Origin of the sequence: Oceanicola sp. 502str15 (assembly GCF_024105635.1) — a bacterium.
GTDB lineage: Bacteria > Pseudomonadota > Alphaproteobacteria > Rhodobacterales > Rhodobacteraceae > Vannielia.
In genome coordinates this window covers 1,783,954-1,806,680 of record NZ_WYDQ01000001.1, presented here as the reverse complement: position 1 = coordinate 1,806,680, position 22,727 = coordinate 1,783,954, and the positions used below count along the sequence as shown (strand labels likewise).

At 68.4% G+C, this 22,727-nt stretch carries 26 protein-coding genes and 1 tRNA gene; 18 read left to right on the top strand and 9 right to left on the bottom strand.

The features are described 5' to 3' along the window. Positions 1-21 precede the first annotated feature (21 nt). The 3 genes from GTH22_RS22245 (at position 22) to GTH22_RS08685 (ending at position 1,502) form a co-directional block, all read left to right on the top strand. Positions 22-921, top strand: coding sequence for a GNAT family N-acetyltransferase (locus tag GTH22_RS22245; protein ID WP_371928331.1), 900 nt, complete (start codon positions 22-24; stop codon positions 919-921). A gap of 44 nt (positions 922-965) precedes the next feature. Continuing rightward, positions 966-1,042: transfer RNA gene (locus tag GTH22_RS08690), tRNA-His, on the top strand. Positions 1,043-1,202: 160 nt separating this feature from the next. After that, complete coding sequence (locus GTH22_RS08685; protein WP_252944800.1) at positions 1,203-1,502, top strand: SH3 domain-containing protein; 300 nt, start codon at positions 1,203-1,205, stop codon at positions 1,500-1,502. A gap of 19 nt (positions 1,503-1,521) precedes the next feature. On the opposite strand, the gene GTH22_RS08680 is transcribed toward GTH22_RS08685, so the two are convergent. Then, positions 1,522-1,818 (bottom strand): DUF6476 family protein, encoded by a 297-nt coding sequence (locus tag GTH22_RS08680; protein ID WP_252944799.1) that lies wholly within the window; start codon positions 1,816-1,818, stop codon positions 1,522-1,524. Between GTH22_RS08680 and GTH22_RS08675 the strand changes: the two genes are divergently transcribed. The 7 genes from GTH22_RS08675 to GTH22_RS08645 all read left to right on the top strand — a co-directional run bounded on the left by GTH22_RS08675 (position 1,817) and on the right by GTH22_RS08645 (position 8,654). Then, positions 1,817-2,845, top strand: a complete 1,029-nt coding sequence (locus GTH22_RS08675; RefSeq protein ID WP_252944798.1) for an RluA family pseudouridine synthase — start codon at positions 1,817-1,819, stop codon at positions 2,843-2,845. The genes GTH22_RS08680 and GTH22_RS08675 overlap by 2 nt on opposite strands. A gap of 179 nt (positions 2,846-3,024) precedes the next feature. Further along, the gene (rpoH, locus tag GTH22_RS08670; RefSeq protein WP_252944797.1) at positions 3,025-3,921 is read left to right on the top strand and encodes an RNA polymerase sigma factor RpoH; all 897 of its coding nucleotides are present in this window, start codon (positions 3,025-3,027) and stop codon (positions 3,919-3,921) included. 49 nt (positions 3,922-3,970) lie between these two features. Continuing rightward, positions 3,971-4,660: a phosphatidylserine decarboxylase gene (locus tag GTH22_RS08665; RefSeq protein WP_252944796.1), complete on the top strand. Its 690-nt coding sequence runs from the start codon at positions 3,971-3,973 to the stop codon at positions 4,658-4,660. 43 nt (positions 4,661-4,703) lie between these two features. Further along, entirely contained in the window at positions 4,704-5,429 is a 726-nt protein-coding gene (pssA, locus tag GTH22_RS08660) for a CDP-diacylglycerol--serine O-phosphatidyltransferase (protein ID WP_252944795.1), read from the top strand. Next, complete coding sequence (locus tag GTH22_RS08655; protein WP_252944794.1) at positions 5,419-6,036, top strand: class I SAM-dependent methyltransferase; 618 nt, start codon at positions 5,419-5,421, stop codon at positions 6,034-6,036. The genes pssA and GTH22_RS08655 overlap by 11 nt, the downstream gene beginning before the upstream one ends. A gap of 61 nt (positions 6,037-6,097) precedes the next feature. After that, positions 6,098-7,075: a Gfo/Idh/MocA family protein gene (locus GTH22_RS08650; RefSeq protein WP_252944793.1), complete on the top strand. Its 978-nt coding sequence runs from the start codon at positions 6,098-6,100 to the stop codon at positions 7,073-7,075. A 4-nt stretch (positions 7,076-7,079) separates the two neighbouring features. Further along, complete coding sequence (locus tag GTH22_RS08645; RefSeq protein ID WP_252944792.1) at positions 7,080-8,654, top strand: sulfatase-like hydrolase/transferase; 1,575 nt, start codon at positions 7,080-7,082, stop codon at positions 8,652-8,654. On the opposite strand, the gene GTH22_RS08640 is transcribed toward GTH22_RS08645, so the two are convergent. Then, the gene (locus GTH22_RS08640; protein WP_252944791.1) at positions 8,651-9,046 is read right to left on the bottom strand and encodes a cupin domain-containing protein; all 396 of its coding nucleotides are present in this window, start codon (positions 9,044-9,046) and stop codon (positions 8,651-8,653) included. The genes GTH22_RS08645 and GTH22_RS08640 overlap by 4 nt on opposite strands. Positions 9,047-9,149: 103 nt before the next feature. On the opposite strand from GTH22_RS08640, the gene GTH22_RS08635 reads away from it, so the two are divergent. Next, complete coding sequence (locus tag GTH22_RS08635; RefSeq protein ID WP_252944789.1) at positions 9,150-9,680, top strand: hypothetical protein; 531 nt, start codon at positions 9,150-9,152, stop codon at positions 9,678-9,680. A 60-nt stretch (positions 9,681-9,740) separates the two neighbouring features. On the opposite strand, the gene GTH22_RS08630 is transcribed toward GTH22_RS08635, so the two are convergent. The 4 genes from GTH22_RS08630 to GTH22_RS08615 are packed head-to-tail and all read right to left on the bottom strand — an operon-like array spanning position 9,741 to position 13,084. Beyond that, a complete protein-coding gene (locus GTH22_RS08630; protein WP_252944788.1) occupies positions 9,741-10,160 on the bottom strand; it encodes a VOC family protein in 420 nt (139 codons plus the stop codon). After that, positions 10,160-11,977: a M3 family oligoendopeptidase gene (locus GTH22_RS08625; protein WP_252944786.1), complete on the bottom strand. Its 1,818-nt coding sequence runs from the start codon at positions 11,975-11,977 to the stop codon at positions 10,160-10,162. Before GTH22_RS08625 ends, GTH22_RS08630 begins: the two co-directional genes overlap by 1 nt. 53 nt (positions 11,978-12,030) lie before the next feature. After that, on the bottom strand, positions 12,031-12,609 hold the full coding sequence (locus GTH22_RS08620; protein ID WP_252944784.1) for a peptidoglycan-binding protein: 579 nt from the start codon (positions 12,607-12,609) through the stop codon (positions 12,031-12,033). 58 nt (positions 12,610-12,667) lie between these two features. Further along, complete coding sequence (locus GTH22_RS08615) at positions 12,668-13,084, bottom strand: OB-fold nucleic acid binding domain-containing protein (protein ID WP_252944782.1); 417 nt, start codon at positions 13,082-13,084, stop codon at positions 12,668-12,670. 96 nt (positions 13,085-13,180) lie between these two features. Here GTH22_RS08615 and GTH22_RS08610 point away from each other — a divergent pair, with 96 nt between their 5' ends. Both GTH22_RS08610 and GTH22_RS08605 read left to right on the top strand, forming a co-directional pair. Further along, the gene (locus tag GTH22_RS08610; protein WP_252944780.1) at positions 13,181-13,504 is read left to right on the top strand and encodes a 2Fe-2S iron-sulfur cluster-binding protein; all 324 of its coding nucleotides are present in this window, start codon (positions 13,181-13,183) and stop codon (positions 13,502-13,504) included. A 121-nt stretch (positions 13,505-13,625) separates the two neighbouring features. Beyond that, entirely contained in the window at positions 13,626-14,303 is a 678-nt protein-coding gene (locus tag GTH22_RS08605; protein ID WP_252944778.1) for an FG-GAP-like repeat-containing protein, read from the top strand. 159 nt (positions 14,304-14,462) lie between these two features. On the opposite strand, the gene purD is transcribed toward GTH22_RS08605, so the two are convergent. Further along, complete coding sequence (gene purD, locus GTH22_RS08600; RefSeq protein ID WP_252944776.1) at positions 14,463-15,725, bottom strand: phosphoribosylamine--glycine ligase; 1,263 nt, start codon at positions 15,723-15,725, stop codon at positions 14,463-14,465. A gap of 82 nt (positions 15,726-15,807) precedes the next feature. On the opposite strand from purD, the gene xseA reads away from it, so the two are divergent. The 3 genes from xseA to GTH22_RS08585 all read left to right on the top strand — a co-directional run bounded on the left by xseA (position 15,808) and on the right by GTH22_RS08585 (position 18,207). Continuing rightward, on the top strand, positions 15,808-17,358 hold the full coding sequence (gene xseA, locus GTH22_RS08595) for an exodeoxyribonuclease VII large subunit (RefSeq protein ID WP_252944775.1): 1,551 nt from the start codon (positions 15,808-15,810) through the stop codon (positions 17,356-17,358). A gap of 62 nt (positions 17,359-17,420) precedes the next feature. After that, positions 17,421-17,777 carry a helix-turn-helix transcriptional regulator gene (locus tag GTH22_RS08590; RefSeq protein WP_252944773.1) on the top strand — a complete coding sequence of 119 codons (357 nt, stop codon included), beginning with the start codon at positions 17,421-17,423 and terminating at the stop codon, positions 17,775-17,777. After that, positions 17,770-18,207: an SRPBCC domain-containing protein gene (locus tag GTH22_RS08585; protein ID WP_252944771.1), complete on the top strand. Its 438-nt coding sequence runs from the start codon at positions 17,770-17,772 to the stop codon at positions 18,205-18,207. The genes GTH22_RS08590 and GTH22_RS08585 overlap by 8 nt, the downstream gene beginning before the upstream one ends. Positions 18,208-18,316: 109 nt before the next feature. On the opposite strand, the gene GTH22_RS08580 is transcribed toward GTH22_RS08585, so the two are convergent. Both GTH22_RS08580 and GTH22_RS08575 read right to left on the bottom strand, forming a co-directional pair. Beyond that, the gene (locus GTH22_RS08580) at positions 18,317-18,715 is read right to left on the bottom strand and encodes a hypothetical protein (RefSeq protein WP_252944769.1); all 399 of its coding nucleotides are present in this window, start codon (positions 18,713-18,715) and stop codon (positions 18,317-18,319) included. A gap of 71 nt (positions 18,716-18,786) precedes the next feature. Continuing rightward, complete coding sequence (locus GTH22_RS08575; RefSeq protein WP_252944768.1) at positions 18,787-19,872, bottom strand: alkane 1-monooxygenase; 1,086 nt, start codon at positions 19,870-19,872, stop codon at positions 18,787-18,789. A 525-nt stretch (positions 19,873-20,397) separates the two neighbouring features. Between GTH22_RS08575 and ftsY the strand changes: the two genes are divergently transcribed. Further along, a complete protein-coding gene (gene ftsY, locus GTH22_RS08570; RefSeq protein WP_252944766.1) occupies positions 20,398-21,780 on the top strand; it encodes a signal recognition particle-docking protein FtsY in 1,383 nt (460 codons plus the stop codon). After that, positions 21,777-22,721: a hypothetical protein gene (locus GTH22_RS08565; RefSeq protein ID WP_252944764.1), complete on the top strand. Its 945-nt coding sequence runs from the start codon at positions 21,777-21,779 to the stop codon at positions 22,719-22,721. Before ftsY ends, GTH22_RS08565 begins: the two co-directional genes overlap by 4 nt. Positions 22,722-22,727: the final 6 nt, after the last annotated feature.

Here is a 22,727-nt window from a genome sequence, read left to right as displayed (position 1 = left end):
CCTTGGCACAGGAGGCCCCGCATGGACGATATCGAGGCGCTGCGCGACTTTTCACGATTCTACACCCAGCGGCTCGGGTTGCTGGGGCAGAGCTACCTCGATTCCGGCTTGGGCATGACCGAGGTGCGTGTGCTCTGGGAGCTCGCCAATGGCGGGCTCGGCACCGCGCGGGCCATCGCCGAGCGACTCGGGCTGGACGAGGGCTACCTGTCGCGCCTGCTGGCCGGGTTCGAGAGGAAGGGCTGGATCGAGCGCAAGCCGGACCCGGAGGATGCCCGGCGCAGGCGCCTCGCGCTCACTGCCGAGGGCCGGAAACAGGCGGCGAGCCATGATGCGGCCTCGCGCAAGGCGGTGGGGGTCTTTCTGGGCGAGATGTCACCTGATGCGCGCGCGCTGCTGGGCGACGGTCTGGCCCGGGTGAAACAGGCCTTCAACCCGCCCCGGACGGCGGAGCTGAGAGATCTTGCGCCGGGTGATTCGGGCTGGATCGTGGAACGCCACGGCCTGCTCTATGCCCGTGACGAGGGCTATGACGCCAGTTTCGAGGCACTGGTGGCCGAGATCATGGCCGAGTTCATCCGCAACCATGATCCGGCCCGGGAGCGCGGCTGGATCGCCTGGGGCGGCGGGCGGCGGCTTGGCTCGGTCTTCTGCGTTTCTCGCGGGGACAAAACAGCGCAGCTTCGCCTGTTTTTCCTTGAACCGGAGGCACGTGGCCTTGGGTTGGGGCGCATGATGCTGGAGGCCTGCCTCGGATTTGCCCGCGAGAAGGGCTACCGCGAGCTGGTGCTCTGGACCCATGAAAGCCACCGCGCCGCCTGCCGTCTCTACGAGCGGGCGGGCTTCGAAAAACTGGGCAGCCGTGCCGAGCATGAATTTGGTCAGGACACCGTGGTGGTCGATTACCGGATCGGCCTCTGAGGCTCTTGCAATCATGGGGGACGGGCGCTAAACGGCCCCACAGTGCCGCCTTAGCTCAGTAGGTTAGAGCGCTTGATTGTGGATCAAGAGGTCACCCGTTCGAACCGGGTAGGCGGTACCATCTTCACCAAAAGCCTGAAGAATTGTTGTTGGCACGGGGCGTGCCGGCAAGTGCGGCTGGCTGCTGGTCGCCTATTTCACCCAAGCCTTAGCGCCGGACAACTGGCTCTTTGTGCGCCACCGCCCTAAGCTGGCAGGCGAGGCAGAAGCAGGAGAAAAACATGTTCAGATTCATCGTCTGCGCCATGGCGGCGGGCACGCTAACGGCATGTGTTGCGGCCGGGCCGGTGACGGTCGGGGCGCCGCGATACGAGGTTTCCGGGGTCGAAGAGGGCGATATGCTGAAGCTCCGGGCCGGGCCGGGCACGGGCTACACCATTCAGGCGGGCCTGCCCAATGGCACGGTGGTGCGGGTCAGGGAGTGTTCGCGGATCGGGGGCACGCGCTGGTGCGAAGTGGCGCTTGACGACTCGCCGGGCATGACCGGCTACGTATCGCAAACCTATCTTACCAAGCTCTGAGGGCCGCCAGCGGCGGGCCTCAGGGCGTTATCGTGATTTCCTGCAGCAGGGTTCCGTTGTGGCGGTAGATCAGGATGCGGTCATCCCCCGTCACCACCGCGTACCACGCGGAGGTGGCGGTGAAGGCCTGCGCTGTGGTGCCTTCGGGCAGGGTGATGCTTTCTGGCAGGGTTGGGCTTTGCGGGCCGGAAAGGCGGATGATAAGCAGGACCGCGATCACGCCGATACCTGCGATCATGGTGAGCGTGAGCACCGTCACCAGCCGTTTGAGCCACTTCAGGTCCACCGGCATTTCGCCATTTTCCGGAGCTGCCATGGCCACCTCTCTTGTGACTTTCACTTTCGGCCCCACGCCGCCGCCGCGCCTTGATAAGGCGCTTTCGCGGGATGTGCCAGCCGAGGCCAACCTGAGCCGGTCGCGGCTGGTGCGCCTGTTGGCGGAGGGCGCGGTGAAGGTGAACGGTGCGGTGGTGACGGATGCGCGGGCCAAGGTGGCGGAGGGCGACAGCGTGGACATCACGGTGCCCGAGGCGACCGAGGTGGAAACCCTGGCCGAGCCCATCCCGCTCGACATTGCCTATGAGGACGACGACCTCGTGGTGGTCAACAAGCCCGCAGGCATGGTGGTGCACCCGGCGCCCGGCAGCCCCGGGGGCACGCTGGTGAATGCGCTGCTGCACCACTTCGGCGGCGAGCTGTCGGGCATCGGTGGCGAGAAGCGGCCCGGGATCGTGCACCGAATTGACAAGGATACCAGCGGGTTGCTGGTTGTGGCCAAGTCTGACGGGGCGCATCACGGGCTGGCGGCGCAATTCGAGGCCCACACCGCACGGCGGCATTACCGAGCGATCTGCTACGGTGTGCCCGAGGCGGCGGACCCGCGCCTGCGGGGTATCAAGGGCACCCATTTCGAGCCCGACGGCACGCTGCGCATCACCACCCAGCTGGCGCGCCACAAGACCGACCGGCAGCGCCAGGCGGTGTGCTTCACCGGCGGACGCCACGCCATTACACGGGTGCGCGTTATCGAGCGGTTTCAGGAGGTTGCGGCGCTGGTGGAATGCCGGCTGGAAACCGGGCGCACGCATCAGATCCGTGCCCATATGTCCCACATCGGGCATGGGCTGATCGGCGATCCGGTCTATGGCGGGCGGCGCAAACTGTCGGAAAAGCTGGTGGGCGTGGCCGGGGCCGAGGCGGCGCGGGGGTTTGCGCGCCAAGCGCTCCACGCGGCCTCGCTGGGCTTTGCCCATCCGGTGACGGGCGAGGAGATGGATTTTGAGGCGCCGCTGCCGGACGATATGGCCGGTCTGTTGGAGGCGTTGAAGACCGGCGGAAGGTGACGGGGTTTTTACCTTTTGTTTACCCGACGTCGGCTTAAGGTGGCTTTAACACACCCGGAAACGCCGGATTAACCGCCTCGCAATACTTGAACCGATCGGTTCAGTGCTTATATCGGCTTCAACATCCGAAGCGCCTGGCTTCGGCAAGGCACTGAAAACAAACGCAACAAGGGACCAGCATGAGCAATTACACCCGGCTTCCGGCCCCCTCTCCCGAGCAGGGGCTCAATCGTTACCTTCAGGAAATCCGCACCTTTCCGATGCTGGAGCCTGAAGAGGAGTACATGCTGGCCAAGCGCTGGGTCGAAGACGAAGACAGCTCTTCGGCGCACCAGCTCGTGACCTCCCACCTGCGCCTCGCCGCCAAGATCGCCATGGGCTACCGCGGCTACGGGCTGCCCCAGGCCGAAGTGATCTCGGAGGCCAACGTGGGCCTGATGCAGGCGGTCAAACGCTTCGACCCCGAAAAGGGCTTCCGCCTCGCCACCTACGCCATGTGGTGGATCCGCGCCTCGATCCAGGAATACATTCTTAGATCATGGTCGCTTGTGAAAATGGGAACGACGAGCGCCCAGAAGAAACTTTTCTTCAACCTTCGCAAGGCCAAGAACAAGATCGGCGCCCTCGAAGAGGGGGATCTGCGCCCCGAGAACGTGGAAAAGATCGCCACCCAGCTCAACGTGACCGAGGAGGAGGTGATCTCGATGAACCGCCGCCTCTCGGGCGGGGATGCCTCCCTGAACGCCACGATCGGCTCGGAAGACGGCAGCTCGGCCCAATGGCAGGACTGGCTGGAAGACGAAACCGCAGACCAGGCCGGCAGCTACGCCGAGGAAAACGAACTTGAGGTGCGCCGCGAGCTGATGGCCGAGGCCATGGACGTGCTCAACGACCGCGAGCGCGAGATCCTGATGCAGCGCCGCCTGCAGGAGCAGCCGCTGACCCTCGAGGAGCTTTCGGGGCAGTATGACGTCAGCCGGGAGCGCATTCGCCAGATCGAAGTGCGGGCCTTCGAGAAGCTGCAGAAACGCATGCAGGACCTTGCCAAGGAGCGGGGGTTGCTGAGCCGCGCTTGAACCCCGTGGCCGCTGCCGGTAGACCCTTCATCAGCCGAGGGGGAAACGCGTGAAACTGCACGAAACGTTCATCAAGCCCATGCACCGTGAGGGCTGGCGCTTTGTCGGTGTCTTCGCGGTGCTGACGCTGCTTCTGTTCTTCATCTGGGCGCCGCTGGGCTGGATCGGGCTGGGCCTGACCGTCTGGTGCTACTATTTCTTCCGAGACCCGGTGCGCCACGTGCCGCTCGGCGAGGGGCTCATCGTGAGCCCGGCCGACGGGATCGTGAGCCTGATCGAAATGGCCGCCCCGCCGCCCGAACTGGGCTTGGGCGAGGAAAAGCGTTTGCGCGTAAGCGTTTTCATGTCGGTCTTCAACTGTCACGTGAACCGGGCGCCGGTGCCCGGACGGGTGGCGAAGATGGCCTACAAGCCGGGCAAGTTCCTTTCGGCCGAGCTCGACAAGGCCAGCGAGGACAACGAGCGCAACTCCCTGCTGATCGAGATGGACGATGGCCGCGACCTCGTGGTCACCCAGATCGCCGGCCTGGTGGCGCGCCGCATCGTGCCGCTGACCGAAGAGGGCTCGGTGCTGCAACGGGGCGAGCGCTTCGGCCTGATCCGCTTCGGCTCGCGGCTCGATACCTACCTGCCCGAAGGCGTGGCCCCGCTTGTGGCCGTGGGGCAGACGATGATTGCGGGCGAGAGCGTTCTGGCCGACCTCGGACAGGCCAACCCGCGACCGGCGAGGGCCGACTGAGCCAATGGCCCGTCCCCCCAGAATTCGTCGCCGTGCCAGCCGATTGCCGGTTTTGCACCTGCTGCCGAATATCGTCACCATCGGGGCCATCTGCGCCGGGCTGACCGGGCTGCGGCTTGCGTTGCATGACCGCTTCGAGGCGGCGGTGCTGATGATCCTGCTGGCCGCCCTTCTGGACGGGCTCGATGGCCCGCTGGCCCGGCTGCTGAAGTCGGAATCCAAGATCGGCGCCGAGCTCGACAGCCTTGCCGATTTCGTAAACTTCGGCGTGGTTCCGGGCTTTCTGCTCTACCTCTGGAGCCTCGACAACACCTCGCGCCTGAGCTGGATCGCGGTGCTGATCTACGCGGTCTGCGCCGTGCTGCGCCTTGCGCGGTTCAACGTGACGGCGCGGGAAGAGGCCGATGATGACCGCCCGAAACCGGGCACCTTCACCGGCGTTCCGGCCCCGGGCGGGGCGCTGCTGGCGCTGGCGCCCTTTGCGCTGGTGCAGAACTTTCCGGGCCTGCCCATGCCGGCAGGGGCGGTGGCGATCTGGCTGGTGATCGTGGGCCTTCTGATGATCTCGCGCCTGCCCACGCCGTCGCTCAAATCGGTGCGTGTGCCGCGCGACAGCGCGCGGTTCCTGATCGTCGGGCTGGTGGCCTTTGCCGCCGTCGCCTCGACCTGGCCCTGGATTGTCATGTCGATTGCACAGTTCGGCTATATCGTTCTGGTCGCATGGGGTGCGCGCCATCACGCCAAGGGGGGCGTTAACAATGAAGATTGAAGCCGTTTCAAACTCTTACAAACGCTGGGCACCGGTCTATGACAGCACCTTCGGGGCCGTCACCAACGCCGGCCGCAAGCGGGCGACGAGCCATGTGACAGAGCGCGGCGGCGAGGTTCTGGAGGTGGGCGTGGGCACCGGGCTGGCGCTGCCGCTCTACGGGCCGGGGGTGCAGGTGACGGGCATCGACTTTTCGCCCGAAATGCTGGCCAAGGCGCGCAAGCGGGTGGCCGAGGACGGCCTGGCGCAGGTGGCCGAATTGCGCCAGATGGATGCCCGCGAGCTGGATTTTCCCGAAGCGCGGTTCGACTTTGTCGCCGCGATGCATGTGCTCTCGGTGGTGCCCGAGCCCGAGCGGGTGATGCGCGAGATATCGCGGGTGCTCAAGCCGGGCGGGCAGGCGCTGATCGTCAACCATTTTGCCGCCGACAGGGGCGTGCGGGGCTTTATCGAGCGGGCTGCGGCGCCGCTGGAAAGCCTGCTGGGCTGGCACTCGGACTTCCCGATTTCGCGGGTGCTGGGTGCGGCCGGGCTTGTCGAGGTGGAGCGCGACAGCCTGCCTCCGATGAGCATGATGACCTGGCTGGTGCTGGAAAAGCAGGGCTAGGTTGCGGGCACCCCGGCGGGCCGTTAGCGTTGGCGCTAACAGGGACACCGGGAGACAGACCATGACAGTTGAACCAATCCGCTGGGGCATTCTCGGCGCGGCAAACTTCGCCTTGCAGCACATGGGCCGCGCGATCCATGCCGCCGAGGGCGCGGAGCTGGTGGCGCTGGCCACGTCGAGCGCCGAAAAGGCGCTTCCGTTCAAGGCCTTCTGCCCCGGGCTGAAAGTGCATGACAGCTACGAAGCGCTGCTGGCGGACCCCGGGATCGACGCGGTCTATGTGCCGCTGCCGAACCATCTGCACGTTGAGTGGACGCTGAAGGCGATGGAGGCGGGCAAGCATGTGCTGACCGAGAAGCCCATTGCCATGCGTGCGGGCGAGATCGACGCGCTGATCGCCAAGCGCGACGAGACCGGGCTGCACGCCACCGAGGCCTACATGATCGTGCACCACCCGCAATGGCAGCGCGCCAAGGCGATGCTGGCGGATGGCGCGATTGGCGAGCTGGTGCATGTGGATGGTGTGTTTACCTACTACAACCCGGACATGGGCAACATCCGCAATGACGCCTCCAAGGGCGGCGGGGGCATCCCGGATATCGGGGTTTACACATACGGTTCAACACGTTGGATGCTGGGCGAGGAGCCCGAGGAGATCACACATGCCGACCTCGATTTCGAGGCCGGGGTGGACGTGGTGGCCCGCGTCGCGGCGCGGTTTCCCTCCTGCACGGCGCATTGGATCAACTCGATGCGGATGCACCCCTGGCAGCATATGAGCTTTCACGGCACCGAGGGGGTGATCCGGCTGACCGCGCCGTTCAATGCCAACGTGTTCGATCAGGCCGAGGTGGAACTGCACCAGCAGGACATGGGGCGGCGGGTCGAGCGGTTTCCGGGGGTCAACCAATACGTGCTGCAGGTGGAGAACTTCGGGCGGACGGTGCGCGAGGGGGCGGCCTATCCGTGGAGCCTCGAGGATGCGAAGGGCACGCAGGCGCTGATTGATGCGGTCTATGCCAAGGGCGGGCGGGGCTGACGGATTGCGCCTGCGCGCAGACCAGGTTTTCGCCGGTCTCGCGCTGCTGATCTGCGCCGTGGGGATCGCCAGGGGCGCCGCGACGGTGCGGGCCGATCTGCTGTGGGGCACCGCCGTTGCCAGCCTGCTCTACGGCCTGTCTCTGTGGCAGGGGCCGGCTGCGCCCAAGGGCGCGGGGCGCCTCGCAACCACGCTCTACTGGCTCGCCTTTGCCGCCCTGGCACCTGCGCTTGCGATGCGGCAAGTCTTTGGAGAGGCAAACATTTCCGCCGCGCTGACCCATATGCAGCTTGGCCTTGGCACCGGATCGTTCGGCGGCGAGATGCTGATGGCGGGCGCGGGTGTGCTGCTCTGGGCGATCCCGGCCCATGCACTCTTGCGGTGCATCGCGGCGCGGCGGTGGGGCGGATCGGTGAGCCTGGCGGCGGCGGTGGGGCTGGTGCTGGTGAACCCGATCGCGGCCTATGCGGTGTACCGGACATCCGCGCAGTTCGGCGCGGAGGAGATCGTTGCGGAGTACCGGGCGCCGCAGGTCACGGGCGTGCCTGCGCGGCGGATGAACCTCGTGATCGTCTATCTCGAGAGCCTCGAGCAGACCTATGGCGATGCCCAGTTCGGTGTGGCCTATGCGCCCTTGGCGGCGCTGGGGGCGCGCGGGCTGGTCTTTGACAACATCGACCAGATCGCCATGACCGATTACAGCGCGGGCGGGCTGGCGGCGTCGCTCTGCGGGGTGCCGCTGTTTCCGCAGGGATTGATGCGGCGCAACCGGCCGCCGACGGGCGGCGCGTTTCTGCCCGGAGCCACCTGCCTTGGCGACCTGCTGGCGGCGCAGGGCTATCGACAGAGCTACGTGGTGAATTCGGACCCGGGCTTTGCCGGGATCGACCTGCTGTTTCTCACTCACGGGTTTGACGAGGTGATCGGGCTCGATGACCTCGCGCCACGGGCGGGGGGCGAGCTGACCGATTGGGGGGTGCAGGACGATGTGGTGTTCGATGCCGCGCGGGAGCGGATCGCGGCACTCCACGAAGCGGGCACGCCTTTTGCGGTGGTGGTGGAGACCATGGGGCCGCATGGGCCGAAGGGCTACCTGGCGCCGGAATGCCGGGAGCCGGGGCAGGGGGCGGAGGCCGAGGACATGCTGCTCGCGGTCGCCTGCACGGCCGGGTTGGCGCGGGATTTCGTGAATTCTCTCAATGACTTGATCGCGGCGGGCGACACGCTGGTGGTGCTGCTTTCCGATCATCTCGCCCACCCGACCGTAAACACCTATGCGGCGCTGGAGGCACTGGAGCGGCGCAATACGATGATCGTGCTGGGCGGCGATCTGTCGCCGGGCCGGGTCAGCGCGCCGGGGGCGATGATCGACGTGTTTCCGACCGTGCTGGAGCTGATGGGCTTTCAGCTTGCGGAGAGCCGCGCCGGGTTGGGGCGCTCTCTGAGGAGCGCGGAGCCGACGCTTGCCGCCCGCCTCGGGGTGGCGGAGCTGAACCGGCGGCTGCTGCGCGAAAACGCGCTGCGGGCGCGGCTCTGGCGCGCGCCGGTAGACCCGCCGCTGGAGCTTGCGCGCCCTTAACCGAGGTAGTCGGCGTCGCTCACATGCTCCATCCAGTCGACGTTGGAGCCGTTGACCACCTCGTGGACCGCCACATGGGTCAGGGCGTGACTGTCGCGGGCGCCGTGCCAGTGCTTTTCGCCGGGCGCGAACCAGACCTTGTCGCCCGCTGCGATCTCTTCTTTCGGGCCGCCCTCGCGCTGGACCCAGCCGAGGCCGGCGGTGACGATCAGCAGTTGGCCGCGCGGGTGGGTGTGCCAGGCGGTGCGGGCGCCGGGCTCGAAGGTGACGATCACGGCACCTGCCGAGGTGCCGTCTTCGGGGCTGTGGCGATTGTCCTGGCGGACGGCGCCGGTGAAGTGCTCTGCCGGGCCGGTGCCCGAGGGTTGTTCTGCTGCGCGCGTGATCTTCATGTTAGGCTCCAAACCTTCTCAAATTGTAAATAGGGCGGCGGTGGCGGGTTTCACCCACCTCCTGTGTTTGACCTGTTGCCGGGGGAGCGGGCAAGCTGGAGGGATGAAGTGCTTTATGCCTTTCGCGCTGGCGGTGCTACTGGCGGCGCTGCCCATGCCTGCCGCTGCCGAGGGGTTGGGGCGGATCACGGCCTATGTCGATGGGGTGGCGCGGGGCTGGCACACGATCTCCATGGAGCAGGGCGGGGCGCGGGTGGCGACGGCGAGCCTTCTGCGCGGGCCGCGGCTGACGGAGTTGCGGGTGCAGGGGCACCCGGAGCCGCGGTTCAGCGTGCGCGACGTGTTCAGCCTCGAGGTGCGCTGGGTCGGGGCCTATGCGCCGGGCGCGGTGCCGCTGTCGGTGGATGTGATCCATGTGCCGGAGGGCATGGGCGGCCCGTTCTGGACCAGCCGGGGGGCGCGGCGGGCGGCGGTGGTGGACGTGGTGGAGCTGGAGGTCTGGGGCGGCTACGGGCGGCTGGTGGCGACCTTCGAGGCGGAGCTGTGCCGCAAGCCGATCATCTCCTCGGCGGTCGATCCGGAGACCTGCCGGATGGTGACGGGGGTGGTGGAAACGGAGATTTCGGTAGAGTAGGCGCGGCGGGTGACGCTCGCGCTGGCGCGCATCGCCCCACCCGCCGTCCCGCAGGGCGCGTCAGGGTGTGATGTCGATGTGGCTGGCGGATCGGGTCCCGGCCCGTTCGTCGCATTTGATCTCGATGTTGTTGCCATCCGGGTCGAGCAGGAAGGCGGCGTAGTAGCCGGGGTGATAGGCACGCAGGCCGGGGGCGCCGTTGTCGCGCCCGCCTGCGGCGAGGGCGGCGGCGTGGGCGCGCTGGACGGTCTCGCGGTCTGGCGCCTGGAGGCAGATGTGAAGGTCGCGGGTGACCGGGCCGCCGGGGCGGGCGGGGCCGATGTAGAGCTCGTCGAGGTTGAGGCCGTTGTCGGGGTCTTCCTCCACCTCGGCAGCCAGGCCGAGGGCGTCGAAGAGCGCGAGCCAGAGGCTCCGGGCGGCGGGGTAGTCGCTCACCCGGAGGCCGATGTGGTCGATCAGGCGGCCTAGGCGGTAGGGCATCAGCCCTCCATCGCCTCCAGCTCGTCGATGAAGCCTTCGATCATCGACAGGCCCTTGTCCCAGAAGGCCGGGTCGGAGGCGTCGAGGCCGAAGGGGGCGAGGAGTTCCTTGTGGTGCTTGGAGCCGCCGGCCTTGAGCATGTCGAAATACTTGGCCTGGAAGTCGGCGTCGCCTTCCTCGTAGGCGGCATAGAGGGCGTTCACGAGCCCGTCGCCGAAGGCGTAGGCGTAGACGTAGAAGGGCGAGTGGACGAAGTGGGGGATGTAGGCCCAGAAGGTCTCGTAGCCGTCCATGAACTCGAAGGCCGGGCCGAGGCTTTCGCCCTGCACCGACATCCAGATCTCGTTGATCTGGTCGGGGGTCAGCTCGCCTTCGGCGCGGGCGGCGTGGAGTTTGCATTCGAAGTCGTAGAAGGCGATCTGGCGGACGACGGTGTTGATCATGTCTTCCACCTTGCCGGCGAGCATGACCTTTCGCTCGGCGTCATCCTTGGCCGCCGCGAGGAGTTTGCGGAAGGTGAGCATTTCGCCGAAGACGCTGGCGGTTTCGGCGAGGGTCAGGGGGGTGCTGGAGAGCAGTTCGCCCTGTTCGGCGGCGAGCACCTGATGGACGCCGTGGCCGAGCTCGTGGGCCAGTGTCATCACGTCGCGCGGTTTGCCGAGGTAGTTCAGCATCACGTAGGGGTGCACGTCGGTGACGGTGGGGTGGGCGAAGGCGCCGGGGGCCTTGCCGGGCTTCACCTCGGCGTCGATCCAGCCTTTCTCGAAGAAGGGCTTGGCGATCTCGGCCATTTCGGGGGCGAAACCGGCGTAGGCGTCGAGCACGGTGGATTTGGCCTCGTCCCAGTTGACGACCTTTTCGCTTTCCATCGGCAGGGGCGCGTTGCGGTCCCAGACCTGCATCTTGTCGAGGCCGAGCCAGCCGCGCTTCAGCTCGTAGTAGCGGTGCGAGAGGCGGGGGTAGGCTGCGACGACGGCGTTGCGCAGGGCCTCCACCACCTCGGGTTCGACGTGGTTGGAGAGGTGCCGGCCGGTCTGGGGCGTGGGCATCTTGCGCCACTTGTCCTCGATGGCCTTTTCCTTGGCCAGCGTGTTGTGGACGCGGGAGAAGATGGAGAGGTTGTCGGTCAGGACGGAGGCGATTTCGCGGGCGGCGGCCTCGCGGGTGTCGCGGTTCTGGTCGGAGAGCAGGTTGGCGATGCCTTCCATGCCGAGAACATCGCCGTTGACCTCGAACTCGAGGCCCGCGACGGTTTCATCGAACAGGCGGTTCCATGCGGCGGCGCCGACAGTGCTTTGATCGTGCAGGAATTTCTCCAGCTCGTCGGAGAGCTGGTAGGGCTTGAGGGCGCGCATCCGGTCGAAGACGGGCTTGTAGCGGGCGAGCTCTTCGGAGCCGGAGAACCATGCCTCGTAGGTGGCGTCGGGGACGCGGTTCAGCTCGAGGGTGAAGAAGACCAGCGAGGACATGATGTCGGTGATCTGCTGCTGCATGTTGCCCATGAACTGGGCGCGGCCCGGATCGACGGTGAGCTGGTAGTAGCGCAGGCCGGCAAACGACATGATGCGCCCGGCGATGCGGTCGATCGCCTCGTAGCGGTGGACGACTTCGAGCATCTGGGCGGGGGTGAGCGTGTCGAGCTTGCCCTCGTAAGCCTCTGCGAAGGCGGGGCATTCGCCGGCGAGCCACTCGAGGTCGCGGGTCAGCTCGGGGGCGTCTTCGGCGGTGTAGAGATCGGAGAGATCCCACTCGGGGAGGTCGCCGAGGTTCTTGCCGCCGGAGGGGGCGGCGGCGGCGTCGAAGGCGGGGGATTTCATCGGGCTGCTCCTGCGTTGTTCTCCTTGGAGATATGCAGGAAGGGGCGGCGGCTTCAACCCTCGGGCGCGGTTTCGGCCTGCGGCAGAAGGGCCGGGGCGAGGCCGAGGGTGCGGGCGGCGGCGAGCGAGAGGGTGTCGCTGTCGAGCCCCTGGGGCTGCTGAAAGCGGCGGATGGCGCGGCGGGTGCGGGTGTCCAGCTGGCCGGTGACGGGGCCCTGGTAGTGGCCGCGGGCGGCGAGCGCGCGCTGGACGGAGGAGATGTAGTCGGGCGTCAGCTCGGCGGGGCAGGGGATTTCGAACCAGCGATGGACGGCGGGTTTGACCACGTATTCCTGCGGCTTGCGGCGGTAGATCGGCGGCGAGATGACCTCGCCCGTGGCGGTGAGCTGGGCGGGTTGCACCAGCACCGGCTCGATCACGGTCTTTGTCTCGGGGGGCGTTGTCTGCTTGTCCCAGCAGGAGCCGGGGGTGGCGCTGGGCGGGGCTTCGAGGGTGGTGACGATGGTGGGCGGGGCGGAGCGCTTCTGCACCTCGGGGGGCTGCACGCAGGCCGACAGGCCAAGCGCCCCGCAGGCGAGGATGGCCCCGAGAAAGCCACGGTGGGGGCGGCGTTTGGCGTTGGGTCGTGTCACTGCTCTGGGCTCTCTTGCGGGCCGCGTTGGGCTCAGAATAGCGCGGGAGCGGGGTGGCTCATAGCCCGGGAGCGGGGAGGGCGGGGCGAGGGGCGGGCTCTTGCGCCCCTTTTGCAACAGGGGGTTGCGGGGCGGGCGGCGTGAGCAGGGTGTCGAGCAGGGCGGAGATATCCTCGATCTGCTCGGCCACGATATGCACCACCTCCTGCTCGCGCTGGATGCGCCCCGTCACCCGCAGCAGCCGCCCGGCGATCACGGCGCGGCGGAAGCGCTCGTAGGTCTTGGCCCAGACCACCACGTTGCAGGTGCCGGTTTCATCCTCCAACGTCACGAAGATCACCCCCTTGGCGGTGCCCGGCCTCTGGCGCACCAGCACCAGCCCGGCCACGGTGACCCGCGCCCCGGTGGGCGGGCGGTTCAGCAGGGCGGCGGGGATGGCGCGGGGCGGGAGGGGCCAGTCGGGGGAATGGGGCATGAGAACAAATATAGAACATCGCGGGTGGTTCGGCAATGCTGGAATCTCCCTGCATGATCCGCTACATGGGCAAAAGCAGGCAAATCGGAGCGGCACATGGCCAAGATCACCTATATCGAGCACAACGGCACCAAGCATGAAGTCGAGGTCGCCACCGGCATGACCGTCATGGAAGGCGCGCGCGACAACGGCATTCCGGGCATTGATGCCGATTGCGGCGGGGCCTGCGCCTGTTCGACCTGCCATGTCTATGTTGCGCCCGAATGGGTCGAGAAGCTTCCGGGCCGCGAGGCGATGGAAGAGGACATGCTCGATTTCGCCTTCGAGCCCGATGCGGAGCGCTCGCGCCTGACCTGCCAGATCAAGGTGACGGACGAGCTGGACGGCCTGGTTGTGCAGATGCCCGAAAAGCAGATCTGAGGCGATGCGCCGGTTTCTGCGAGATTGGCGCAAATTCCTGACGATTGGTAAAATGCTGCGGGCGGTCGCGCTGTGGCTTGTCGCGGCGCCCGCCTTTGCGGCCGGGCCCGGGCCGATATGCGTGGACCAGATCAGCGGTGCAAACTACGCCCTGCCGACCACCCGCTACCCGCATGGCGCGCTCGGCGACGACGAGGAGTGGGGGGCGCTGGTGGTGGGGGTGCAGCTGAAGATGCCGTGCCGTGCCGGGTCTTCGAACTACCAGGCGACCCTGCCGCAAGAGCTTGTTTTTGAGGATCTTTCGCCCCGCCTCTGGGACATCACGGGCGACGGCAAGCCGGAGGTGGTGGTGGTGGAGAGCCATGCCGCGCAGGGCGCGCGGCTGGCCGTCTGGGGCATTGGCGAGACCGGGTTGGAGCGGTTGGGGGCGACGCCCTTCATCGGCACGCGCAACCGTTGGCTGGCCCCGGTGGGGGCGGGCGATCTGGATGGGGACGGGGCTGTTGAAATCGCCTATGTCGACCGCCCGCACCTGGCCCGCGTGCTGCGGGTCTGGCGCTGGGATGGCGGGCAACTGGTTGAAGTTGCGGAGCTTTCAGGCGTGACCAATCACCGGTTCGGCGAGCCGGTCATTCACGGCGGGTTGCGGGACTGCCGGGGCGGGCCGGAGCTGGTGGTGGCCGATCCGGGCTGGCAGCGGTTGGTCGGGGTGCGGCTGGTGGAGGGCACTCTGGTGGCCCGCGATCTGGGCGCGATCGAGGGGCCGGAGAGCTTTGCCGAGGCGCGCACCTGCCGTTAGGATTTGGCCCGAAACGGGCCTTGCGGCAAATGATACCCCAGTCACATTGCGTGCACATCCTGTACACATCCCGTGCATACGCTGTTTTTGCACAGAAACGCCGGGTTTGGCGTTAAATGTGCGGCGCGGTGGCGTAACGGGTTGGAAAGGGGCGGCGCCTCAGAGGGCGCGCCAGCCGATGTCTGTCCGGTAGAAGCCTTCGGGCCAGTCGACGGCCTCGGTGAGGGCATAGGCGCGGTCGCGGGCCTCTTGCAGGGTGGCGCCGCGGGCGGTGGCATTCAGCACCCGCCCGCCGGTGGCAGTGATCGCGCCGCCTGCCGCGGTGGTGCCGGCGTGGAAGACCATCTGGGTGGAGCTTTCGGGCAGGGCGTCGAGCCCGGAGATCACCGAGCCTTTCTCGTAGCTGCCGGGATAGCCCTTGGTGGCGAGCACCACGGTCATGGCGTGATCGTCGGCCCAGTTCACCTGCGCTTCGTCCAGCCGCTCTTCGGCGCAGGCGAGCAGCAGGTCGAGCACCTGCGCGCCGAGGCGCATCATCAGCACCTGGCACTCTGGATCGCCGAAGCGGGCGTTGTACTCGACCAGCGCGGGCTCGCCGTCTTCGATCATTAGACCGGCGTAGAGGACGCCCTGATAGGGGGTGCCGCGGCGGGCCATTTCGGTGACGGTGGGTTTGACGATTTGCTCAAGCGCCTTGGCCGTGACCTCATCGGTCATGATCGGGGCGGGGGAGTAGGCGCCCATGCCGCCGGTGTTGGGGCCGGTGTCGCCCTCGCCGACGCGCTTGTGGTCCTGCGCGGTGCCGATGGGCAGCACGGTCTTGCCGTCGCAGAGGATGAAGTAGCTGGCCTCCTCGCCGGTCATGAAATCTTCGATCACCACCTCGGCCCCGGCCTCGCCGAAGGCGCCGGAGAACACGTCGTCGATGGCGGCGAGCGCGGTGGCCTCGTCCATCGCCACGACCACGCCCTTGCCGGCGGCCAGACCGTCGGCCTTGATGACCTTGGGGGCGCCCACGGAGGTGATGTAGTCGCGTGCGGGCGCGGCGGAGGTGAAGGAGCACCAGCCGGCGGTGGGGATCTGCGCGGCGTCGCAGACCTGCTTGGTGAATTTCTTTGAGGCTTCCAGCCGCGCCGCCTCGGCGGACGGGCCGAAGGTGAGGATGCCGGCCTCGCGCAGGGTGTCGGCCACGCCTGCGGCCAGCGGGGCCTCGGGGCCGATGACCACGAAATCGACGGTGTTCTCGTGGCAGAACTCGGCCACGGCCAGCCCGTCCTCGATGTCGAGCGTGGCGACCTCGCACATCGCCTCGATGCCGGCGTTGCCGGGCGCGACGATGAGCCGGTCGCATTTGGGGTTCTGCTGGATCGCCCAGGCGAGGGAATGTTCGCGCCCGCCGCTGCCGAGAATGAGGATGTTCATGGGCGCCGCTCCCTTGGCCTTGGTTCCGGGGCGTTCTAAGGTTGTGCGCAGAGCAGCACAAGAGCAGCAAGGGCGGCGCGACATGGACCTGATCGACGACCCGACGCCGGGAGGCAATGCCCCGGAGTTCACCGTTTCCGAGCTTTCGGGGGCGGTGAAGCGCGTGGTGGAGGGCGAGTTCGGCTATGTGCGGGTGAAGGGCGAGGTCGGGCGCGTGGTGCGGGCGCGCTCGGGGCATTTGTATTTCGACCTCAAGGATGACCGCTCGGTGCTGGCTTGCACCAGCTGGAAGGGGCAGGTGGCGGGCCTCAGCGTGATCCCCGAGGAGGGGATGGAGGTGGTGGCCTATGGCAAGCTGACCACCTTTCCGAGCCAGTCCAAGTACCAGATGAACGCGACCGAGGTTGCCGTGGCGGGCGTGGGCGCGCTGATGGCGATGCTGGAGAAGCGGCGCAAGGCGCTGGCCGCCGAGGGGCTATTTGATGCCGGGCGAAAGCGGGCGCTGCCGTTTCTGCCCGAGGTGATCGGGGTGGTGACGAGCGCGCAGGGGGCGGTGATCCGCGATATCCTGCATCGGCTGCGGGAGCGGTTTCCGCGCAAGGTGCTGGTCTGGCCGGTGGCGGTGCAGGGCAAGGCCTGCGCGCCGCAGGTGGCGGCGGCGATCGAGGGGTTCAACGCGATGACGCCGGGGGGGGCGCTGCCGCGGCCCGACCTGATCATCGTGGCGCGGGGCGGGGGCTCGATCGAGGATCTCTGGGGGTTCAACGAGGAGGAGGTGGTGCGCGCCGCTGCGGCCTCGGACATACCGCTGATTTCGGCGGTCGGGCATGAGACCGACACCACGCTCATCGACCATGCCGCCGACCGGCGCGCGCCGACGCCGACCGCGGCCGCCGAGATCGCGGTGCCGGTGCGGCTGGAGCTGATGGCAGCGGTGGACGGCTTTGGCGGGCGGCTGCGCCGGGGGGCCTCGGAGGCGGTGCGCGGGCGGCGGCAGCGGCTGACCGACCTCGCCCGCGCCCTGCCGCGCCCCGAGGTTCTGCTGGGCAGCGCCCAGCAGCGGCTCGACGGCTGGGCCGAGCGGCTTCCGGCGGCGCTGCGCACGGCGGTGGTGAAGAAGCGCGCCACCCAGGCCGGGGCCGCGGCGGGCCTGCGCCCGGGTGCGGTGCGGGCCGGGATTGCCCAGCGGCGGGAGCGGGCGGCGCGGCTTGGCGGGCGGCTCGGGCCGGAGCTGACGCGGATGGCGGCCCGCGCGCGGGAGCGTCTTGCGGCCCGCGCCGAGCGGCTGCGCCCGGCGCTGGTGACCGAGCGCACCGCGCGGGCCGGCGAGCGGGTGGCGGCACTGGGCGCCCGGCTGGAGGCGGCGCAGCGGGGGCAGGGCGAGGCGCGGGCGCGCCGGCTGGAGAGCCTGTCGCGGCTGCTCGGCTCGCTGGGCTACGAGGAGACGCTGAAGCGCGGCTTTGCTGTGGTGCGCGAGGGCGAGGCGCTGGTGACGAGCGCGGCGCGGGCGAAGGCGGCGGTGGGCCCGCTGGAGATTCAGTTTGCCGACGGGCGGGTTGTGGCCGGGGCCGCCGGGCCGAAGCGGAAGGCCGCGCCGAAGGAGGCCCCGCCCGAGCAGGGCGATCTGTTCTAAGCGAGAAATTTTGGATCAACTTAACGGTTGAATGATGCGTCGACTGGCGCTAATTCTACCACATGGTTGAACGAATCAATTCCACGCTTTCCGAAACCCTGAAAGCCCTCTCCGACCCGACCCGTCGGCAGATCCTCACGCTTCTGACCCGTGAGGGCACGATGCGGGTGGGCGACCTGGCGGGCTATTTCGAGATGAGCCTCAACGCGGTGTCCAAGCACATCAAGGTGCTGGAGGCGGTGGGGCTCGTGTCTCGGACGACGCAGTGGCGGGAGCATTTCCTGACCGCCGACCTGAAGCCCATCGCCGCGCTCGACGGCTGGCTGAAGGAGCTGCGCTGGGTCTGGGACGAAAGGCTGGAAGCGCTGGATCGGCTCGTGACGCAGAACCCTGAACCCGAGGAAACGCAAGATGACTGACATTTCCCTGACCACCACCCGCACCATCGCCGCCCCGGCCGAGCAGCTCTACACGGCCTGGATCACGCCCGAGAGCATGGCGCGCTTCTTCTGCAACTGCGACGGTGCTGCCGCCGCCGGTGTCACCTCCGATGCGCGGGTGGGTGGCACGTTCTTCATCCCGATGCCCACGCCGGGCGGGATCGTGGATCACGCGGGCGAATACCTGGAGCTGAAGCCGCATGAGAAGATCGTCTTTACCTGGAACTCCCGCCACGTGAACGAGGGCACCACCGTCACCCTCACCTTCAAACCCGTCGAGGGCGGCACCGAGATCACCCTGACCCATGTGAAGTTCTCCGACGAAGGCACCCGCGACGGGCACGTCAAGGGCTGGACGGCGATCCTCGATGCCTTCGAGGCCAGCCAGGTGGCACAACCTGCGGCCTGACGGCCAACCTGTTCATTTTCTTGCTGAAAATATCTCCACGGGGGTGCGGGGGTGTGAAACCCCCGCTCCTCGCTCTCCGCCCGCGCCGCCGCCCGAATTGAACGGGCGTTCACACCCCGACGTCGGGGCCGAGGCAGAGCATCGGTTCGTCGGCATCGGTGACCTCGTAGAGTTCGGTGGCCGAGGGGTCATCTTCGAACAGGGCGCGCATCCCGCCCGGCTCCTTCCAGAAGGTCCAGCACTGCGGCGCGCCGGGCTGGTCTTCGTAGACGAAGCAGATGAACCGCTCCTGTTGATACCAGGTGCCTTCCTTGCATTGGCCATCGAGAAACGACCAGCGGACGCGGTTGCCGGGGAGGTATTCTTCCACCCCGTAGGCGGTGCCGTGGTTGTTGTAATAGAGCGTGCGGCCCTGGGTATAGGCATCGAACTCGGGGGCCGACATCGGCTCGGCGGCGAGCGCAGGGGTGGCGGCACAGAGGGCGGCGGCGAGGAGGGTGGGGCGCATGGGGTCTCCGGGTGGCCTCGGGATTGGGGGGAGCATGGCAGATGGGGCCGCGCGCGGGAAGGCCGGGGCTGTCACGCCCTCGCGATCTTGCCCGGGCCGGGGGCGGGGGATGCCTGATCCTTGGGCGCGCCGGCGTGAAGGCGGGCAACGCGGGGGTTCATCACCCGCCGCCAGCTGCGCGGCAGCAGTGCCAGCGTGGCCATGGCCGGGAGCGGCGCGGGCAGGAGCGGTGCGCCCGAGGGCAGGATGAGGGAGGGGTAGGGGGTGGCGGGGTGCGCGTGATGGTCGGAGTGGCGCGGGGCGTGGAGCATCATCAGCGAGGAGAAGACGTGGGGGGCGTTCCAGGAGTGGGCGTCCGATACCGGCTCGTATCGGCCGTTCGCCAGCCGGCTGCGGGTGAGGCCGTAGTGCTGGACGTAATCCGACATCAGCAGTTGCGCCGTGGCATAGGCGGCCAGCCCGACATGGGCCGCCAGCCCGGCGGCGCCGAAGGCGAGGGTGGAGAGGGCGAGCAGGGCTGCGGCGCCGGCGGTGTACTCGAGGTAGGGGTTCTGCCAGCGGGGCTTGGTGCCGCGCGCCATCATCTCGCGCTCGGCGGTGAGCCCGGCGCGAAAGCTGCCGAGCCAGGCGCGGGCGGCGAAGCGGTAGTAGCTTTCGTTCAGGCGTGCGGAGTTCGGGTCTTCGGGGGTGGCGACGAAGCGGTGGTGCACCTTGGGGTGGGCCGAGGCGTGGTGGCCGAAGAGCAGCGAGATGTAGACCCAGCGGCCGAGCGCCCGGAGCGGGCGGGCGGCGCGGTGGATCAGCTCGTGGGCGTTGGAGTTGGAGACCTGGCCGAAGAACAGGCCGAAGGCGAGGAAGGCGATGGCGCGCTCCCAGGGGGCGAGGCCAGTGGCGCCGGAGACGGCGGCGACGGCAAGGGCCAGCAGGGCGAAATGGGCCAGCGCGAGGGCGGCGCAGAGCGCATCGGCCCAGCTGCCGGGCGCGGCGGTGGCGGTGGGCCGGGCGCCCGCGCGGCGCAGGATCTGGTCGAGCAGGGCGGAGAAGAGGGTGAGGTATAGGGCGGCGGCGATGAGCCACGCCCCGCCCAGCGTGCCGCCTGCCGCGAGCAGGGCGACGGGGGCGAGGGTGATGGCGCAGAAGAGGGCGGCGGGGGGCATCTGGGGTCTCCGGTTCGCGGCGAGGATAGGGGGGCGATGTGGCGGAAGGAAGGGGGCGGATTGGCGCGTTTCGGGCGGGCGGCAGCGCGTGGCGGCGCTCCCACCCGCCCACCCCGCGCCGCCACGCGCTGCCTGTGGCTTGGGTTTCGGGCCTGAATGGGGGGGGTGGATGTGGGGTGTGGGGGCGGGGCGCCTGAACGGCTTGTGCGGGATGGTGTGGGGTTCGGGATGAGTATTTGGGGCAAGAAAATGGACTGGGGGTGGGGATGGGTTGGGGCGGGTGCGCTTGGGGGGCGAGCGGAAGGGAGTGGGGTGGTGTGGTTGTCGTGTGGGGGCTTGGGGGCTGGCTGGTGGAGCTTGAAAGGGGGTGGAGGGGTGGCTGAGGTGGATAATGGGGGCAGGTATGTGGGCTGGGGGAAGGGGGAGGGCCGGGTTCGGGGCGCATGGAGGGGGGCGGATGCGGTGGGCTCTTCCATCCGGGGCGGTGAGGGATTAGGTCGGTAGGGGTTGGAAAGAGGGGCGTTGATGGCGTTTTTCAAGAAGCTGAAGGACAAGTTGTTCAAGTCCAGTTCGAAGCTGGACGAAGGGCTCGAGGCGATCGTGGCCGATGGCGGCGAGGTCGAGGCTGTCGAGGAGGTGGCGGCGGTGGAGGCCGGGGCGCTGGTGACGGAAGGGGTCGGCGCGGAGCCGGGCTCGTCTTCTGAGCCGGGGCCGGGGCCGGGGCCCGAGCCGGAGGTGCCGCCTGCGCCGGAGCCGGATCTGCCGCCGGTGCCCGAACCCGAGGTGCCGCCGGTGCCCGATCCGGGGCCGGAGATTCCGCCTTCGCCCACGCCTGAGCCCGAGATACCGCCGGCGCCGCAGCCCGGGCCGGAAATTCCCGAGCCCGACCTGCCTGAACCGGATGCGCCGGGGCCGGAAATTCCGGAGCCGGACCTGCCCGAGCCGGAGGTGCCGCAGCCCGAGCCCGACCTGCCGCCGATCCCGGTGCCGCCGGTGCCGCGTGCCGGGGAGGCAGCGGCGAAGCGGCCGGGGTTCATCGGCCGGATGCTCGGGCGGAGCGATGCGGCGGTGGTGCGCCGGGTGCTCGACGACGACATGCTGGAGAGCCTCGAGGAGCTGCTTATTGCCTCCGACATGGGCGTGGACACGGCGATGCGGGTGACGGCGAACATGGCCGAGGGGCGCTATGGGCGGAAGGTGTCGACCGCCGAGATCAAGCAGTTCCTCGCGGACGAGATCACCCGGATCATGGAGCCGGTGGCGCGCCCGATGCCACTCTACCCCACGCGCCCGCAGGTGGTGCTGGTGGTGGGGGTGAACGGCTCGGGCAAGACCACGACGATCGGCAAGCTGGCGAGCCAGTTTCGCGGGGCGGGCAAGTCGGTGGTGATCGCCGCGGGCGACACCTTCCGCGCGGCGGCGGTGGAGCAGTTGCAGGTTTGGGGCGAGCGCGCGGGCGTGCCGGTGATGACGGCGCCCGAGGGGAGCGACCCGGCCTCGCTGGCGTTTGACGCGATGACGAAGGCCGAGGCCGACGGGGCCGATCTGCTGATGATCGACACCGCCGGGCGGTTGCAGAACCGGGCCGACCTGATGGAAGAGCTGTCGAAGATTGTTCGTGTTATCAAGAAGAAAGACCCCGACGCGCCGCACAACACGCTGCTGGTGCTCGATGCGACCACGGGGCAGAACGCGCTGAGCCAGGTTGAGACGTTTCAGAAGATGGCGGATGTGTCGGGGTTGGTGATGACCAAGCTGGATGGCACCGCCAAGGGCGGGGTGCTGGTGGCACTGGCGGACAAGTTTGGCCTGCCGATCCATGCGATTGGCGTGGGCGAGCAGATCGACGACCTCGATGCCTTCGAGCCGCGCGAGTTTGCCGAGGCGCTGACGGGCGCTGGCGCGTGATCCGGGCGCTGGCGCTGGCCTGCCTGCTGCTGCCGGGGGCGGCGGCGGGGGCGCAGAGCTACGACACCATGGACAGGGCGCAATGCGAGAGCCTGCTGACGCGGGTGGACATGCTCGGGCTGGGCGCGCCGATCGAGGCGGGCACGGCCCGTGTGGAGGAGGGGGCCTGCCTGTTCGAGCAGGTCGTGATCTCGGGGCCGGACGCCTACGTGGACTACGGGCTGGACCGGGCGCGGGTGCGGATCGGTGGGGCGGCGCGGCTGGAGCACGGGCTGCCGCCTGAGGCGCTGGAGATCGAGGTGGCGGGCGCGCACTTGGTCTACCGCACCGGCGTGGACCCGGCGGTGGACTGGCTGATGGGCGAGCAGATGCGGGCGGATGGCGGCATTGCGCTGGTGCTGCGGGCGCATTGGGAGCGCGACAGCAAGCGGCTGGTGATCGAGGACGCCTCTGCGGATTTTCCCTGGGACAACAGCCTGCGGATGTCGGCCGTGGTGGAGGGGCTGGACCTGACCGATGCCATGGCGATGCAGCTTTCGGCGATGCAGACGGGGCTGGCGCGGGCCGAGGTGGAGATGGTCAGCCACGGGCTGTTCGAGCAGATTTTCATGCTGCCCCTTGGCACGGCGCTGCTGAGTGGCGGGGGCGATGTGCCGACCGAGCAGCGGGTCGAGGCGATGCGGGCGCAGGCGCTGGAGGCGCTCGCGACGGTGCCGGAGATGGTGATGAACGCCGAGGCGCGGCAGGCGGCGGCGGCGCTGCTGGCGGACCTGCCCCATCCTGTCGGGCGGGTGCGGGTCGAGCTGCGGGCGGAGCCGGTGCTGGGAGCACTGCGGATGGCCCCTGCGGTGATGACGGGGCGGGTGCCTGAAACCGTGGAAGATATATGGCCGATGCTGGAGGGCGTGACGCTCGGGGTGGTCTACGCGCCGGACGAATGAGGCCTT